The organism is Lederbergia citri (assembly GCF_018343625.1).
GTDB lineage: Bacteria > Bacillota > Bacilli > Bacillales > Bacillaceae_C > Lederbergia > Lederbergia citri.
Genome location: NZ_JAGYPG010000002.1, coordinates 132,685 through 148,368, shown reverse-complemented (window position 1 = coordinate 148,368; position 15,684 = coordinate 132,685). Strand labels below are relative to the sequence as shown.

Below are 15,684 nucleotides of genomic sequence, written 5' to 3'. Positions count from 1 at the left end.
TTTTCACTAAAAAAACTATTATTCCAATATATTAAAGTTTTCAGTAAAATCATATTGCTCATATGTATATTATTACAGATTAATTACGAATACAATAACTTTTTGAAATTTAATAATGTTATACGTTTCACTAATTTATTATCTTTTTATTAAACATTCATCCTTATTTAGTACAAACTAAGGGATTCGTATGTCCCAATTATCAACGTATGTCATCTGCTGATGGCTACTATAAAATAGCTTTTCATAATTTTGTATAATAGGAAGAATAGGAAAATAATTTTAATATATCTTTACATATTTATGCAAGGTAGCCAAAAATATTAAAAGCCGTTCCTGATTAGAGGAACGGCTTTTCTAACTTGCTCTTTTACCTGATATAAGGTTAAAAATGAAAAGTACGACAGCGACAATAAGCAGAATATGAATGAGCGCTCCACCTATTTTAGCTATAAATCCTAATAACCATAGAACGACTAATATTCCGATAATAGTCCAAAGCATAGATCAAAATCCTTTCATTTTCTGTATTTTGAAACTTATGTTTAAATTACCCAAAGTTATTCATATTAAAACGTGATAAGAGAGTAGCGAATTATGTAAGTATAAAAAAAGTTTATTGTTGGAGAATAATGTGTGGAGGTGAAAATATCATGCAACTAGCATCACATGAACTTAATGAATTGAGTGAACTGATTGCAAGTTGTTTTAATACTGTCACTTGCATGGGGACATTTATTAATCAGGCTCAGGATCCTCAATTGAAAGCTTTGCTTGAACGGCACTATCCGAAGCATATTGAAGATTATAATTTGAAAGTCGAGTTTGTTCAAAATGCATCAACACCTGATATTTCAAAATTCCAACCAGATCCTTTAACACCAAAGCTCAATAATTACACACAGACACCATCAAATTTAGCTCAATCAACTGCTCCTCGCACGAATGCACAGACTCACAATGATCGTGAAATTGCAACGGCTTATTTATTGAATCAAAAAGCCGCAGCTAAAAATTACGCAGCTGCTACACTAGAATGTGCAAATCCTGCATTAAGGACGTTTTTAGAAAATGCATTTTTGAATAGTAGCTGCCACAGTTATGAAATTTGGGAATATATGATGGAAAAGGGCTATTATCCTTTAACGCCAGCGACAAGTGAGGCAATCCAAACAGTTGGAAGCCTATATCAGCCAGTACAGCAATTCCCTTATATGGGGGACTCTTCTACAATGCCACAACAACAGCAATTGCAATAATTAAATTAAAGCCAGGTCTTCCTATAAGGATCCTGGCTTTAAAAATGATTTATTTTACACTTTCAAGAAATTCATTTACTTGTTCTGGTGATTTTGCGTTTGCGCTGTGCAAATGGGCTGTTTTTTCGCCATTTTGGAAAATGAGCAAGCTAGGTATTCCCATGACAGAATATTTTTCTGCAACTTCTGGAAAGTTATCCCGGTCCATTTCATACCATGTGTATTGTTGATTTGCTTCTACAATTTCCCCAATAAACATGTCCATCCGTTTACAATCAGGGCACCAATCAGCTTCAAACTTTACAATCACTGGCTCGTTGCTGGAAATAACTTCTTCAAATTGGTCTTTACTTTTAATTTCTTCCATTTATAGTACACCTCCTTATTGTTATCTTAAGATGTTGAAACGAGCAATTCAATTTTCAAGCTTTCGGTCAATATTGTGAAAACAATAAATTGCTTCTTTTTATATTTAGTTTCATTCAGTATAATGATAAGATGACTAAGGGTATTTTTTATTAAAACTGTCCAGGCAGCTAATGTTCTCTTGGAGGATTTTAGTGTCTCCCGTGGCTCCATTCAATTATAGCGGTAAAAATATCAAGCTTACTAAAAAGAGGAGACGAAGTGATGACTTCTCAGAAGAAACCAATTCCAAAAATTGATTACGGTATTATTTTATCATTAATGTTATTAACGTTTGTTAGTTTAATTACTATATATAGTGCCCAAAAAACAGGACAATATGGGTCGACGAATTTTGTTTTGCAACAAGTTGTCTGGTATATAATCAGTACAATTGCCATTATTGTTATTATCCAGTTTGATTCAGATCAGATGAAAAAAATTTCATGGTATGCATATGGAGTTTGTTTACTCTTACTAATCGGTTTAATATTGCTCCCTGAAACAAAATATACTCCAATTAGAAATGGTGCACAAAGCTGGTATGAAATTCCTAAATTTGGAGCGATACAACCATCGGAGTTTATGAAAGTTTTTACGATTATTGTTCTGGCAAAAATAACTGCTAGCCATAACCTAAAATTTATCAACAAGAATGTGAAAACAGATTTATGGCTTTTATTTAAGCTCGGAGTTATTACGATGATTCCAGCTGCTTTAGTTTTAAAACAACCAGACTTAGGAACCGCTCTTGTATTTGGTTGCATTTTATTGGCGATTATTCTTGTGTCCGGGATATCATGGAAACTTTTATTACCTCTTTTTTCTACCGCGACAGTAGTAATCGGAGGAGTGTTGTACGTTGCGATCTTTCAGCACGAACTTTTAAAGGGGATATTGGCAGACCATCAATATAAACGAATATATTCCTGGCTGGACCCTTATTCGTATAGATCGGATGAAGCCTTTCAATTAGTTAAATCACTACTAGCTGTCGGGTCAGGGCAAACAACAGGAAAAGGGTATAAAAGTGGAGAAGTATACATGCCAGAAGCCCATTCTGACTTTATTTTCAGTACAATAGGGGAAGAATTCGGCTTTATTGGCGGAAGTATTGTAATCAGTTTATTTTTTATGCTTATCTATCAAATTACTAAAACAGGTATTGAAACAAAAAATCCTTTCTATTCATATATTTGCGCCGGTGTTGTTGCCATGCTTGCGTTCCACGTATTTGAAAATATAGGAATGACGATTGGTCTAGTGCCAATCACTGGAATTCCATTGCCATTTATTAGCTATGGAGGAAGTGCGTTGCTTGGTAATATGATGGCGGTGGGCATAATCCTTTCAATTCGCTACCATTATAAAAAATATATGTTTTCTGATGATCAAGAAGGCAGTCTCTATGACTAGCCTTCTTTCTTTATTTTGAAAAAATATGAAAAGCTAGGATCTCAGTCTTAATTCTCGTTCAGCAATGGCTGAAACTCCGAAAGCTTAATGGGTTGCGTTTCGATTAAGGGCTAAATTTCGAAGGAAACGAGAAAGCTTAAAACATGCAATCATACTTCTTATTCAAGAGTCCCTGATTCGGAAATCGTAACATTCGAATGGACTTTGAATGTAATGTTTTTATAATTTTCTTCCCATAGTTGGTGGTTAAAATTTCTGTGTTGTTGGATGAATTTTCGTTCGAATCCAATAGGGTCTATGCCTTTTCTTTGAAAGTCAGTAAGTAGTTTCAAAATCTTTTTCTCAATTTTATCTTCAGCGTTTTTACTAATCTCTTCGATAAGGTTAGACTTCAATTTTCTCCCTGTATATTTAGTTATTATGCCAGTCATGTTATACCTAATATCGACTGTCATTGTTTCCATATCAGTTCTAATGGTAGAGCGTGATCTGATATTTTGAATGGTAGCCCCTTTATCATGTATTTTTACATCTAAACTGCCTCTGTTATGTTGATCGACCAATAATTTAAAGTAAAACATTTCGTCTACAGGAACTTTATATACCATTTTATCTTTAGAAAAAATGGCAAGGCCATCTATTATTAGTTTTGTGTCTGATACTTTTTTTAAGATAGGGAGATACGCTCCTTTAGCTTTTTGAAAAAAGTCGGAAGCAAACATATGTAAGTTTGTTCTAGGAATGTCACGGTGTTTAATATTCGTTTCAATCATAGTAGAAATGAATTTTGCGTTTCCTTCAGAACCGTATGTACCTAGCAGCAACTCATTAGCGGAACCTTCGGAAACGGCAAGGTAAAGACGTGAGCCTACACTCGGCTCTCTTTGTAAAGTGTCGATAATAGGATATATTCCTCTTTTTGCTGTTTTCATATCAATCCCTAGAAAATCGAGATCTCCAATTAATACTGGTGAAGTGGCTTCCCTCGATAAATGTTCTATTATTCCTGCATTATGATGCATTGTCATTGTAATATTTTTGTCTTCAGCTTTTTTTTGTTCATCGTAAATGGTGAATAACGCAGTGACTTTAATTTTATTACCATCCACATAATCAATACCTCCAGCATTAACTAACGTTAAATTATCAATAACTTTTGTCTGAACACATCCCGATAATAATGGAATTATTAATAGGAAAAGGGTGACGAACTTTTTCACTTCTTCACCTTCTTTATAATAAGTAAAATCAATAATAAAAGTGGAATATAAACGAAATTTAGGTACATACCTGCTTTATTAATGAAAGAAAGTAAATTATTAATTTGTTGACGTGTTTGCAAAAGAGGTACTATACATAAGATCAGTGCTGATATCCAGATTAATGCGCTGCGCTGTTTCATTTTAAATGTTTTTTTCATGATTCTGCTGGCACACCAAAGCGGGATGCAAATGTTGGGAATGATGACGAAAAACCAAGTAGCGATTCCGATATATTCAAATCTCCACATAAAAGAAAGTTTGACTATTTTCCAGATTGACAATGTTGCCCAAATAATATGTTGAAGCTGAGGTTCGCTGTAATAGCCAAAAGAAATGAACGTTATAAATAGATAAATGAAACATGTAAAAATTAATCCTAGATGGGCCCATTTCTTTGATTTCTCAGGATTCTGGATAAAAGGGTAGTAAAATAGCAGGGTTTCATATCCTAGATAGCTAATTGTCAATTGCCAAGTTGCTTTAAAAATATCTTTAAATGAATGGTGAAGAATCGGTAGAAAGTCACTATAGTCTGAAAATGGTACAGCTAAAAGAAAAGCAAAATATAAATAAAAAGGGATGACCACACTATAAAAAGCAATTCCTGTAACGGTTCTTATACCACCATTCACAATATAAATGGATAGAAGTAAAAAGCTGAAAGTAAACCAAAATACGCTTAAGTCTTGGAAGAGCCAAATTTGCAAAATTTCAATATAAGATCGGATTACCCCGATAATGATAGTGATGAAGTAAAAAGCAAAAACAAGATTGAAAAATCCTCCTACTATTCTTCCGAATGCGTAGGAATGTGTATCATTCAAATCTCCTTTCCCAATCTCGGCAATTTTATAAAAAATATAAAGGAAAACATGTGAAAATACACATGCAATAAGGACTGAAATCCATGTATCATACCCAGCGGTTTTGGATATTTGCCTTTGGAATCCGAGGACGCCGATACCAATTTGCATTGAATGGACTAGAAAAAAAACGAGATATGGAGAAAGTTGTGCCCCCTTTGCGGTGCTGCTCATTCATACGTCCTCCCATTGTTCATTCATCGATATCTTTCTTTTGATTCTCCTTTTTGGTTTGAAAACGGACAGGCTTTTGACTATGCAAATAACCTGGTCGCAACGTCTCACGGAGAAAAGGAAACCTGATAAAAGAGTCTTTCAAATCGTTAAGTCTTGGAGGATAGACTGGTTCTAAATAAGGTCTTCCAAGTGATTTTAATTGAATAAGATGGGTTAATAAGATGCAGACAGTGAAAGCAATTCCTAAAAATCCCCATAATTGAGCAAATAACAAAAAAGGAAAACGGACCAGCCGAATGGTGGTGCTTATTTTATAAACTGGGGTAGTAAAGGATGCCAAAGCTGCGATTGCAACAAGAATTAACAATACATTACTGGTCAGACTGGCTTCTACGGAAGCAGTACCAAGAACGATTCCACCAACAATGCCGATCGTTTGTCCAACTTTTGTAGGGAGTCTTGCCCCAGCTTCACGCAGCAGTTCAATCGTAATCTCAAGGAACATCGCTTCTACAAAAGGTGGAAAAGGTACATGTTTTCTTGAACTAATAAGCGATGCCATTAAATCTTTAGGAATAATTTCAGGATGATACGTTAAAATGGCAACGTACATTGGAGTTGCAAATACGGAAGCTATAACACCAATAATTCTTAATATACGGATACTGGATGCAACTGCCCAGTTCATTAAATAGTCTTCTGCGGAAACGAAAAATGACATAACAGAAGAAGGCCCCATAATTGCAAAAGGGGAACCGTCTACGACGACAGCTACCTTTCCTTCGACAAGTGATGAAATGACTTTTAAAGGTCTTTCGCTGTTTAAAAGCTGAGGAAAAGGAGAGTTTTTATTGTCGGCGATCATTTCTTCAATGTAGGCACTGTCTTGAATTTGATCGAAATTAATGTCTTTAATTCTTTGCGTCATGGTCTTTACATCTTCTGTATTTGTTAGACCATCGATATAAATAATGGCCACTCTTGTTTTTGTCAATGTTCCGACCATTACTTCGTCTATTACGAGTTCTTTTATAGGCAATCTTTTTCTAATTAAATTTAAGTTTTTTTCAATTGACTCTACAAAGCTTTCTTTTGGCCCGCCTACTGTAAATTCCACTTCAGAAGGGGAGACTTCCCGGCCGACTTCAGCCGTTGCAGGTAATAAGGCGACAGTCATGTCATTCGGATCAAGTTTGATCATGATGCATCCAATCATAATTTTTTCTTCAATCTCTGCAGGATCTGATGTAATGTAACAATCACGAGAAGGAATCAAAAATTTTAAATCTGTTAGATTTTGAAATTTACCATATAATAAGTAAGGCATTAAATCTTTTTGGATGATTTTGTCATCAATTAAAGTGGAAATAAATGAAACTTGAAATGAAGTGCCAGTCTGTTCATTAATAGCCATTGATTGTTTAAAATCTTTTGATTTCGATAATTGCTCAATGATTTCTGGAAGGGATTTAATTGGGGATACGATATTTTCTTCACTTTCTTTTTGATTTTTTGAGAATAAAGCCATCTTCATCACTTCCAAAATATGTGTTTCCTTTATTTGTGCCCTATTACACTTCAAATATGCTTGATAGACGTCTCCGTTCTAAGTAAAAAAGATGCAAACATTAAGGTTGTTTGCATCTTCAGACTGTTATTGTATTTGACTATCGTATGGAAATTGATTAGTATAACCGGAATGCTGCTGATATGATTGCTGGATCTTTTGAGTATCTTGGGCCTCCATCTTATACCAGCCTTTTTGGAACATAAGATTATAAAGATCTCGTTGCATTTTTTGCGTTTCATTGAAAATTAATAAAATATCATCGTATAAATGTTGGTGGCTTGCTTCGTGAAGTGCGGTTGTATACGCTTGAGTCATATATTTTTCTGTGGAAAGCATGTCATTCAAAAAATCACGATCATTCATTTGCGGTGTTTTTGGAACTTGTGTGGACGGATTTTGGATTTTATTTTGATTTTGATTTTGCATTGTAGGTCTCCTCCTTATTGTCTAGCTCCAGCGCCTATTGACTAGGAGCTTACGCTTTTCTTATTGTTAATGAAAGTATAAATTTTTACTCAGAATTATTACGGGACGGGTGGCTGTCCTGTCTAGCTCCAGGCGCCCAGCGACTAGCAAACTTTCAGCTTCTTACTACGATAAGTCAACATCGGCTCGTTTTGTCTAGCTCTAGGCGCCAGCCCCTCGAGGTCAAATAACCTGAGTCAATAAAAGTCAAAGACCAGACTTTTTGACTCAGAACATTTGCTTGTCGGAGGCACGCAGGACGCGGGTCAGGAAGGCGGTGCAACAGGACGTTGCGCCTTTGGCCTTCCTTCCCCTGCAGGCGCCTTCCGCTTTTCTTATTGCATGATGGAATTGTTCATTTGTTTTTCCTCGAAATGATAGAGCAGTTTCATATAGTGGCGCTGATGCATTTGTCCGCAAGCATCAAGTTGGGTTTTAATTTGTTGATCTTGACATTGAGTTGCCGCGAAGTGCGCTTTTTTCATGACGAGGAGATTCCAGGCCAACATATCATTGATATAGTTAAAATCCTTCATCGTAATGACGTGCGGCGGCTGTTGCATATATTGTTGTTGATTCTGCTGCATCATGTTTTGCTGATTTTGCATTTGTTGATTCATTTCTTGATTCTGCATATCAGATGCCTCCTTATTTTTCTTACTCCTTTTATCATGCCTGACCAATTTCTTTTTATGTACGAAAAAAAATGATAAAATGAAAGCGAATACAACAGAGAACTTTGAGGGAGAAATGAGAATATGGAGAAATTGATGCGAGCATTCTTTTTATTTTTATCAAAAAACAGATTCCTAACTAAAATGGCAAAAAAGTATGGACTTCGTTTTGGTGCATCCAAGTTTGTAGCCGGTGAGACAATAGAAGAAGCTGTTAAAGTGATAAAAGAATTAAATCAACAAGGATTATCTGTCACAATTGATTACTTAGGTGAATTTGTAGATAGTGAAAAAGAAGCGACTGAAATGGCTGATAATTCGATTAAGGCCATTCAGGCAATTCAAAGAGAAGGACTTAATTCACAATTATCTTTGAAACTCACGTCCATGGGGCTTGATATATCCGATAAGCTTGTTCTTCAAAATATGAGAAGAATTATGGAGGCTGCAGTCGAAAATAATGTGTTTGTTACGATTGACATGGAAGACTACACTCGTTGCGAAAAGACGCTAGATATTTTTAAAAAACTTAAGTCAGAATACGCAAATATTGGAACAGTATTACAAGCTTACTTGTATCGCACTGAACAAGACTTGCAGCATCTTGATGAGTATTCGCCAAATTTACGGCTTGTAAAAGGTGCCTATAAAGAATCTGCCGAGGTTGCTTATCCACTAAAAGCAGATGTTGATGAAAACTTTAAAAAACTGATTTCTTCACATATATTAAATGGGCATTTTACAGCTGTAGCGACTCACGATGATACAATCATTGAATATATGAAACAATTTGTTTCGGAGCATGAACTTGACCGCGATTTATTTGAATTTCAAATGCTTTATGGAATCAGGTCGGATAGACAGCTTGAGCTTGTGAAAGAAGGATACAATATGAGAGTATATGTGCCATATGGAACGGACTGGTATGGATACTTCATGCGAAGATTGGCAGAAAGACCGGCAAATGTTGCATTTGTATTAAAAGGAATTTTCAAAAAATAAATAGATTAAAAGATTGCACATAAAGAATATTTTCGATATATTAATAATAATTATATACTCATTCGTGAGTAATTTTTTTACTAAAAAAATGAATGAGTATTCATTCAAAATATTAGAGGGGGAGTTACTTTTGGCATTCAGCATCAAAAAAGCTGCTGTACTTGGCTCTGGAGTCATGGGTTCGGGAATTGCAGCACATCTTGCAAATGTTGGCATTCCAGTTTTATTGCTTGATATTGTTCCTAAAGAATTAACTAAGGAAGAAAGTGCAAAAGGGCTGTCATTGGAAGATAAGGCAGTACGAAATCGCATGGCAAATTCAGCGCTTGCTAGACTGTTGAAACAAAAGCCGGCACCTCTTACACATAAAGATCGCTTATCGTATATCAGTATTGGAAACCTGGAAGATGATCTAGAAAAATTATCAGAAGTCGATTGGATCATTGAAGTAGTCGTTGAAAACCTCGATGTAAAAAAGAAAATGTTTGAACAGGTTGATCAATATCGAAAGAAAGGATCAATTGTCAGTTCCAATACATCGGGAATATCTGTTAATGCAATGGCGGAAGGAAGATCAGAAGATTTCCAAAAACACTTTTTAGGGACGCATTTTTTTAATCCTCCTCGTTATTTAAAGTTGTTGGAAATCATCCCGACTGAAAAAACGAATGCAGAAGTGCTAACTAATATGAAACAATATAGCGAGGATGTATTAGGAAAAGGCGTCGTCATCGCAAAGGATACACCGAATTTCATTGCAAACCGAATCGGAACGTACGGGTTGCTTGTGACGGTACGTGAGATGTTAAAAGGCGGATACAGCATTGGTGAAGTGGACTCCATTACCGGTACGTTAATTGGCCGACCGAAAAGTGCCACTTTCCGTACATTAGATGTCGTTGGGCTCGATACATTTATACATGTTGCCAATAATGTTTACGATCAAGTTGATGGCGAGGAAAAACAAGTATTTGAAGTGCCGGAATTCATGAGGAAAATGCATGAAAATGGTTGGCTGGGCAGCAAATCTGGCCAAGGGTTTTATTTGAAAAAAGGAAAAGACATTTTAGAGTTAAATCCAGAAACGTTTGAATATGGACCAAGGAAAAGCTTGAAAACACCAGGGATCGAAATGGCAAAACAAGTAAAAGGCACTGCTCAAAAAATGAAAGCGCTTGTATACTCAGAAGATAAAGCTGGAAAACTTCTTTGGGATATTATGGCTCCTGTGCTTGCTATTTCTGCGGAACTTTTAGGTGGAATCGCAGATGACATTGTGTCCATTGATAATGCGATGAAATGGGGATTTGGCTGGAGATTAGGGCCATTTGAAACTTGGGATGCCATAGGTGTCGAGAAGTCAGTACAGAAAATGGAAGAGCAAGGCATTCAAGTTCCTTCACGGGTAAAAGAGATGCTGGAAGCGGGGAACAATTCTTTTTATAAAGAAATTGACGGAAAGAGATGTTATTTTTCAAATGGTGAATATATAGAAATCATAAGAAATCCGAAAGTAATTGATTTACAGCAATTAAAAAAGGAAGGAAAAGTACTTAAAAAAAATAGTGGAGCCAATTTAATAGATTTGGGAGATGGTGTTCTTTTACTAGAGTTCCAGTCACCGAATAATGCAATTGGTTTTGATATTATCCAAATGATTAATTATGCGATAGATGAAACGGAAAAAAACTATAAAGGTCTTGTCATTGGGAATCAGGGCAAAAATTTCTGTGTTGGAGCCAACCTTGCCATGATCTTGATGGCCGCTCAAGACGATGATGCTTTTGAAATTAATATGGTAGTCCGCCAGTTCCAGCAGGCCATGATGAGAATTAAATATAGTGAAAAACCGGTTGTAGCAGCACCTTTTGGCATGACTCTCGGCGGCGGAGCTGAAGTTTGCCTTCCTTGCGCACATATTCAAGCATCGATGGAAACGTATATCGGACTTGTTGAAACTGGCGTCGGACTTATTCCAGGCGGTGGTGGAAACAAAGAGCTTTTTTTGAAGCTGTTGAACGACATTCCAAATGGCATGGAGCTTGATTTGCAAAAGATTGCCAATCGTGTATTTGAAACAATTGCCATGGCGAAGGTGTCTACTTCTGCAGAAGAAGGAAGGGAAAATCATTTTCTAAATGATCGTGACGGCATAAGTGTGAATGGAGATCATTTATTATATGATGCAAAACAAGCTGTCCTTACATTGCACGACCAAGGGTATAAACCTCCAGTGCGTCGGAAAATCCCAGTTACAGGGGAAACTGGCTATGCAACCTTATTGCTTGGAGCTGAAGCGATGCATTTATCAGGCTATATATCCGATCATGATATGAAAATAGCGAAAAAACTAGCTTATGTCATTGCAGGGGGAAAACTCCCTTTTGGAACAGAAGTAGATGAACAATATTTACTAGATTTAGAGCGTGAAGCATTTTTAAGTTTAATAGCTGAGCCAAAATCTCAACAACGTATGCAGCATATGCTTATGAAAGGAAAACCACTAAGAAACTAGGGGGGATACCATGAGAGAAGCGGTACTTGTCGCTGGAGCAAGGACACCTGTAGGAAGAGCAAAAAAAGGAACACTCGCCCATATGCGCCCAGATGATTTAGGGGCAATTGCGGTTAAAGAAACATTGAAACGTGCAGGCGACTATGAAGGAAATATTGATGATTTAATTATTGGTTGTGCTATGCCAGAAGCAGAACAAGGGATGAACATGGCGAGGTATATTGGAGTGCTTGCCGGGCTTCCGAATACTGTGCCTGCTATTACGATTAATCGTTATTGTTCGTCAGGATTGCAGTCAATCGCTTATGCAGCAGAGCGAATTATGCTAGGGAATGCAGACACTGTCATCGCCGGTGGAGCGGAATCGATGAGTCTCGTTCCAATGATGGGCCATGTGGTGCGACCAAACGTTAAAATTGCTGAAGGCATACCGGAATATTATATGGGTATGGGGCATACGGCAGAGGAAGTGGCAAAACGCTTTAATATTTCACGTGAAGATCAAGATGCGTTTGCAGTGAGAAGTCATCAAAAGGCGGCGCGTGCCATTGCTGAAGGGAAATTCGATGAAGAAATCGTTCCGGTGAATGTTGTATCTCGCTCCGTAAATGCGGACAACAAGCTCGTGGAAAAGAACATAGAATTTAAGATGGACGAAGGTGTTCGTCCTGATACCAATATGGAAGTTCTATCAACCCTTCGACCAGCTTTTTCAGTAAAGGGTACAGTTACTGCAGGGAATGCCTCTCAGACGAGTGATGGTGCAGCAGCCGTAATGGTCATGGATCGTGAAAAAGCGAATTCTTTAGGACTCTCTCCAATGGTAAAATTCCGGTCATTTGCAGTTGCCGGCGTTGCGCCTGAAATTATGGGAGTTGGTCCAGTTGAAGCTGTTCCGAAGGCATTAAAGATGGCAGGACTTGAACTTTCCGATATCGGTCTTTTTGAGTTAAATGAAGCCTTCGCTTCTCAATCGATACAAGTAATCCGCCAATTGGGGTTAGATGAGGAAATCGTTAATGTTAACGGCGGTGCGATTGCTCTTGGACACCCACTTGGCTGTACGGGAACGAAATTAACACTTTCACTAGCACATGAAATGAAACGCAGAAATGCACAATTTGGAGTAGTGACGATGTGTATTGGTGGAGGAATGGGTGCAGCTGGCGTTTTTGAATTGATTTAGATAAAACGGGAGGAAAAAATCGATGGAAAATAAAACGGAAAAGCTGATTAAAGGTGGAGTTTTTTTAATCGAAGATATTTCTGCTGACCAGATGTTTACACCTGAAGATTACACAGATGAACAAAAAATGATCTATAAGACAAGTGAAGAGTTCGTCGTCAACGAAGTTTTACCTATCGTTGATAAATTAGAGAATCAAGAATTTGAGCATTCAGTAGATCTATTAAAACAAGCTGGTGAACTAGGGTTACTAGGAGCGGATGTTCCTGAAGAGTATGGTGGATTAGGACTTGATAAAGTGAGTTCTTCTCTTATTTCAGAAGCGATGTCTAGAGCAGGTGGATTTTCCATTTCCCATGGGGCGCACGTAGGGATTGGCTCTCTGCCAATTGTTCTCTTCGGTAACGAAGAACAAAAGCAAAAGTATTTGCCGGCCCTTGCTACAGGTGAAAAATTAGCCGCTTATGCCTTAACCGAACCTGGATCTGGGTCAGACGCACTTGGAGCAAAAACGAATGCCAAGCTAAATGAAGCAGGAACGCATTATATTTTAAATGGAGAAAAACAGTGGATTACGAACTCTGCATTTGCTGATGTCTTTATCGTGTACGCAAAAATTGATGGAGAACATTTTTCCGCTTTTATTGTAGAACGTGATTTTCCAGGGGTTTCAACTGGAGCCGAAGAAAAGAAGATGGGAATTAAAAGTTCATCTACAAGGACATTGATTTTAGAAGATGCAGAAGTTCCTGTTGAAAATCTTTTAGGCGAAGCTGGGAAAGGGCACCGAATTGCCTTCAATATTTTAAATATTGGTCGCTACAAACTAGGAGTGGGTGCAGTAGGTGGTTCAAAACGAGCGTTTGAAATCACTCTTCAATACGCGAATCAACGGAAGCAATTTAAAACGCCTATTTCGCAGTTTAATTTAACAAAGGAAAAATTCGGAACGCTGGGCGCGGAATTGTACGCGGCAGAAAGCTCAGTTTATCGAACAGTAGGCTTATTTGAAGAGCGGATGAGCCAATTGACTGAAGAACAAATTAACAATGGAACTGAAGTAGCGAGTTCCATTGCGGAATATGCGATTGAATGTTCATTGAATAAAGTGTTTGCATCTGAAGTCCTCGACCACGTTGTCGATGAAGGAGTGCAAATCCACGGCGGATACGGGTATATGCAAGAATATGAGATTGAAAGAGCCTATCGTGATTCTCGTATTAATCGTATTTTTGAAGGGACAAATGAAATTAATCGCTTGCTCGTTCCTGGAACTTTCTTGAGAAAAGCTTTTAAAGGCGAGCTGCCATTGTTGGAAAAGGCACAAACATTACAGGAAGAATTAATGATGTTAATGCCGGAGGAACCAGGGGATGCCCCACTTGAACAAGAAAAGTATTTAATTAAAGGAACGAAAAAAGTCGCTCTTATGATTGCAGGACTCGCTGCGCAAAAATACGGTCAGGCGCTCGAGAAGGAGCAAGAAATTTTAGCAAAGCTTGCGGACATCGTATCTTTCGCATATGCAATGGAATCTGCCATGCTTCGAACTGAAAAATCCATTTCGAAAGTCGGAATAGAAAAAAGTGCACAAAAAATACTTTATACCCAAATCTTCTGCCAAGACTCCATCGTAAAGGTTGAGCAGCTGGCTAGAGAATGTCTGGCAGCGGTAGAAGAAGGCGATATGTTCAGAATGATGAATTCTGCTCTAAGGAAGTTGATTCGCCATACACCAATCAATGTAATTGCAAAGAAGAGAGAAGCGGCTGAAAGGTTAATTGAAGTTGAAAGATTTGTAGTATAAATCGGATACTTAATTGTAAAGCCAAATCTTTAAAGTATAAGCAGGTATAATGTTGGGGAGTATCGATAATGTTCGATGCTCTCTTTCTTTTGGGAGAAGTTCGCCTTATATTAAAATCATTTTTATGTTATAGTAAGTACAATGAATTTTCAGGAGGGATAAGAAGATTGGCTTTAAGTTTTTATTGGTATCCAAAATGCGGGACATGCCGTAAAGCTAAAAAATGGTTGGATGACCATCAAGTAGATTATAAAGACATACATATTGTTGAAAATCCTCCAACAAGTGAGGAACTAGAAGCAATTTACAAAAACAGTCAGGTGGAACTGAAGAAATTTTTCAATACGAGTGGAAATAAATATCGGGAGCTTGGATTGAAAGATAAAATAGGATCGTTAACAGAAAAAGAACAATTAAATATACTTGCCAGTGACGGCATGCTTATAAAGCGTCCATTAATAACGGATGGACATAAAGTAACTTTTGGATTTAAAGAGGACGAATATGAAAAGACATGGCTAAAATAAAGAATGAATTCTTGATTTAGCCCATACGTTTTTGTACATTAATAATAGATGAAATGATGGAGGGATCTAGATGAACACACCAAAAGAATTGCGATATTCAGAAGAACATGAGTGGGTAAAAGAAGAAGATGGAAAAGTTCGAATTGGAATTACTGATTTTGCACAATCCGAGTTAGGAGATATCGTCTTTGTCGAACTTCCAGAAGTCGGCGATGAAGTGACAGCGGACGAGCCATTTGGAAGCGTAGAATCGGTTAAAACTGTTTCTGAACTTTATGCACCACTAAGCGGTAAAGTTGTAGCCGTAAACGAAGATCTTGACGACAGCCCAGAATTCGTTAACGAATCCCCATACGAAAAAGCTTGGATGATCGTAATCGAGCCATCAGATTTAAGCGAAATGGACAATCTAATGTCTGCAGAAGAATACGAACAAATGACAAGTGAAGAATAATTATTGAATGCACCTAGGCCTAAGGCTGAGGTGTATTTTTTTATCGCTTATCGGGAAAATTTTCGTCTAGCTCCAGAAACTGATATTTTTGCCACGTCTATA

Annotated in this window: 15 protein-coding genes; 8 read left to right on the top strand and 7 right to left on the bottom strand. The window is 37.2% G+C overall.

Annotated elements, in window-relative coordinates:
• Positions 1 to 357: 357 nt before the first annotated feature.
• Positions 358 to 504 carry a lmo0937 family membrane protein gene (locus KHA97_RS09355; protein WP_213124492.1) on the bottom strand — a complete coding sequence of 49 codons (147 nt, stop codon included), beginning with the start codon at positions 502 to 504 and terminating at the stop codon, positions 358 to 360.
• Positions 505 to 653: 149 nt separating this feature from the next.
• Here KHA97_RS09355 and KHA97_RS09350 point away from each other — a divergent pair, with 149 nt between their 5' ends.
• Complete coding sequence (locus KHA97_RS09350; protein WP_213124491.1) at positions 654 to 1,259, top strand: spore coat protein; 606 nt, start codon at positions 654 to 656, stop codon at positions 1,257 to 1,259.
• 49 nt (positions 1,260 to 1,308) lie between these two features.
• On the opposite strand, the gene KHA97_RS09345 is transcribed toward KHA97_RS09350, so the two are convergent.
• Positions 1,309 to 1,626 (bottom strand): thioredoxin family protein, encoded by a 318-nt coding sequence (locus KHA97_RS09345; protein WP_213124490.1) that lies wholly within the window; start codon positions 1,624 to 1,626, stop codon positions 1,309 to 1,311.
• A gap of 263 nt (positions 1,627 to 1,889) precedes the next feature.
• Between KHA97_RS09345 and rodA the strand changes: the two genes are divergently transcribed.
• Positions 1,890 to 3,080, top strand: coding sequence for a rod shape-determining protein RodA (gene rodA / locus KHA97_RS09340; protein WP_213124489.1), 1,191 nt, complete (start codon positions 1,890 to 1,892; stop codon positions 3,078 to 3,080).
• Positions 3,081 to 3,238: 158 nt separating this feature from the next.
• Here rodA and KHA97_RS09335 read toward each other — a convergent pair whose 3' ends face one another.
• The 5 genes from KHA97_RS09335 to KHA97_RS09315 form a co-directional block, all read right to left on the bottom strand.
• Positions 3,239 to 4,300, bottom strand: a complete 1,062-nt coding sequence (locus tag KHA97_RS09335) for a Ger(x)C family spore germination protein (RefSeq protein WP_213124488.1) — start codon at positions 4,298 to 4,300, stop codon at positions 3,239 to 3,241.
• Positions 4,297 to 5,379: a GerAB/ArcD/ProY family transporter gene (locus tag KHA97_RS09330; RefSeq protein WP_213124487.1), complete on the bottom strand. Its 1,083-nt coding sequence runs from the start codon at positions 5,377 to 5,379 to the stop codon at positions 4,297 to 4,299. The genes KHA97_RS09335 and KHA97_RS09330 overlap by 4 nt, the downstream gene beginning before the upstream one ends.
• A gap of 19 nt (positions 5,380 to 5,398) precedes the next feature.
• On the bottom strand, positions 5,399 to 6,910 hold the full coding sequence (locus KHA97_RS09325) for a spore germination protein (RefSeq protein WP_233713428.1): 1,512 nt from the start codon (positions 6,908 to 6,910) through the stop codon (positions 5,399 to 5,401).
• Between the two features lie 126 nt (positions 6,911 to 7,036).
• Positions 7,037 to 7,378, bottom strand: a complete 342-nt coding sequence (locus KHA97_RS09320) for a spore coat protein (protein ID WP_213124486.1) — start codon at positions 7,376 to 7,378, stop codon at positions 7,037 to 7,039.
• A gap of 374 nt (positions 7,379 to 7,752) precedes the next feature.
• Positions 7,753 to 8,052: a hypothetical protein gene (locus KHA97_RS09315; protein ID WP_213124485.1), complete on the bottom strand. Its 300-nt coding sequence runs from the start codon at positions 8,050 to 8,052 to the stop codon at positions 7,753 to 7,755.
• A 123-nt stretch (positions 8,053 to 8,175) separates the two neighbouring features.
• Between KHA97_RS09315 and KHA97_RS09310 the strand changes: the two genes are divergently transcribed.
• The 6 genes from KHA97_RS09310 (at position 8,176) to gcvH (ending at position 15,582) form a co-directional block, all read left to right on the top strand.
• Complete coding sequence (locus KHA97_RS09310) at positions 8,176 to 9,093, top strand: proline dehydrogenase family protein (protein ID WP_213124484.1); 918 nt, start codon at positions 8,176 to 8,178, stop codon at positions 9,091 to 9,093.
• Positions 9,094 to 9,223: 130 nt separating this feature from the next.
• Entirely contained in the window at positions 9,224 to 11,608 is a 2,385-nt protein-coding gene (locus KHA97_RS09305) for a 3-hydroxyacyl-CoA dehydrogenase/enoyl-CoA hydratase family protein (protein WP_213124483.1), read from the top strand.
• A 10-nt stretch (positions 11,609 to 11,618) separates the two neighbouring features.
• The gene (locus tag KHA97_RS09300; RefSeq protein ID WP_213124482.1) at positions 11,619 to 12,794 is read left to right on the top strand and encodes an acetyl-CoA C-acetyltransferase; all 1,176 of its coding nucleotides are present in this window, start codon (positions 11,619 to 11,621) and stop codon (positions 12,792 to 12,794) included.
• A gap of 22 nt (positions 12,795 to 12,816) precedes the next feature.
• Positions 12,817 to 14,601: an acyl-CoA dehydrogenase family protein gene (locus tag KHA97_RS09295; RefSeq protein WP_213124481.1), complete on the top strand. Its 1,785-nt coding sequence runs from the start codon at positions 12,817 to 12,819 to the stop codon at positions 14,599 to 14,601.
• A 167-nt stretch (positions 14,602 to 14,768) separates the two neighbouring features.
• Positions 14,769 to 15,128 carry an arsenate reductase family protein gene (locus KHA97_RS09290; protein ID WP_213124480.1) on the top strand — a complete coding sequence of 120 codons (360 nt, stop codon included), beginning with the start codon at positions 14,769 to 14,771 and terminating at the stop codon, positions 15,126 to 15,128.
• 70 nt (positions 15,129 to 15,198) lie between these two features.
• Entirely contained in the window at positions 15,199 to 15,582 is a 384-nt protein-coding gene (gene gcvH, locus KHA97_RS09285) for a glycine cleavage system protein GcvH (protein ID WP_213124479.1), read from the top strand.
• The last annotated feature ends 102 nt before the right edge of the window (positions 15,583 to 15,684 follow it).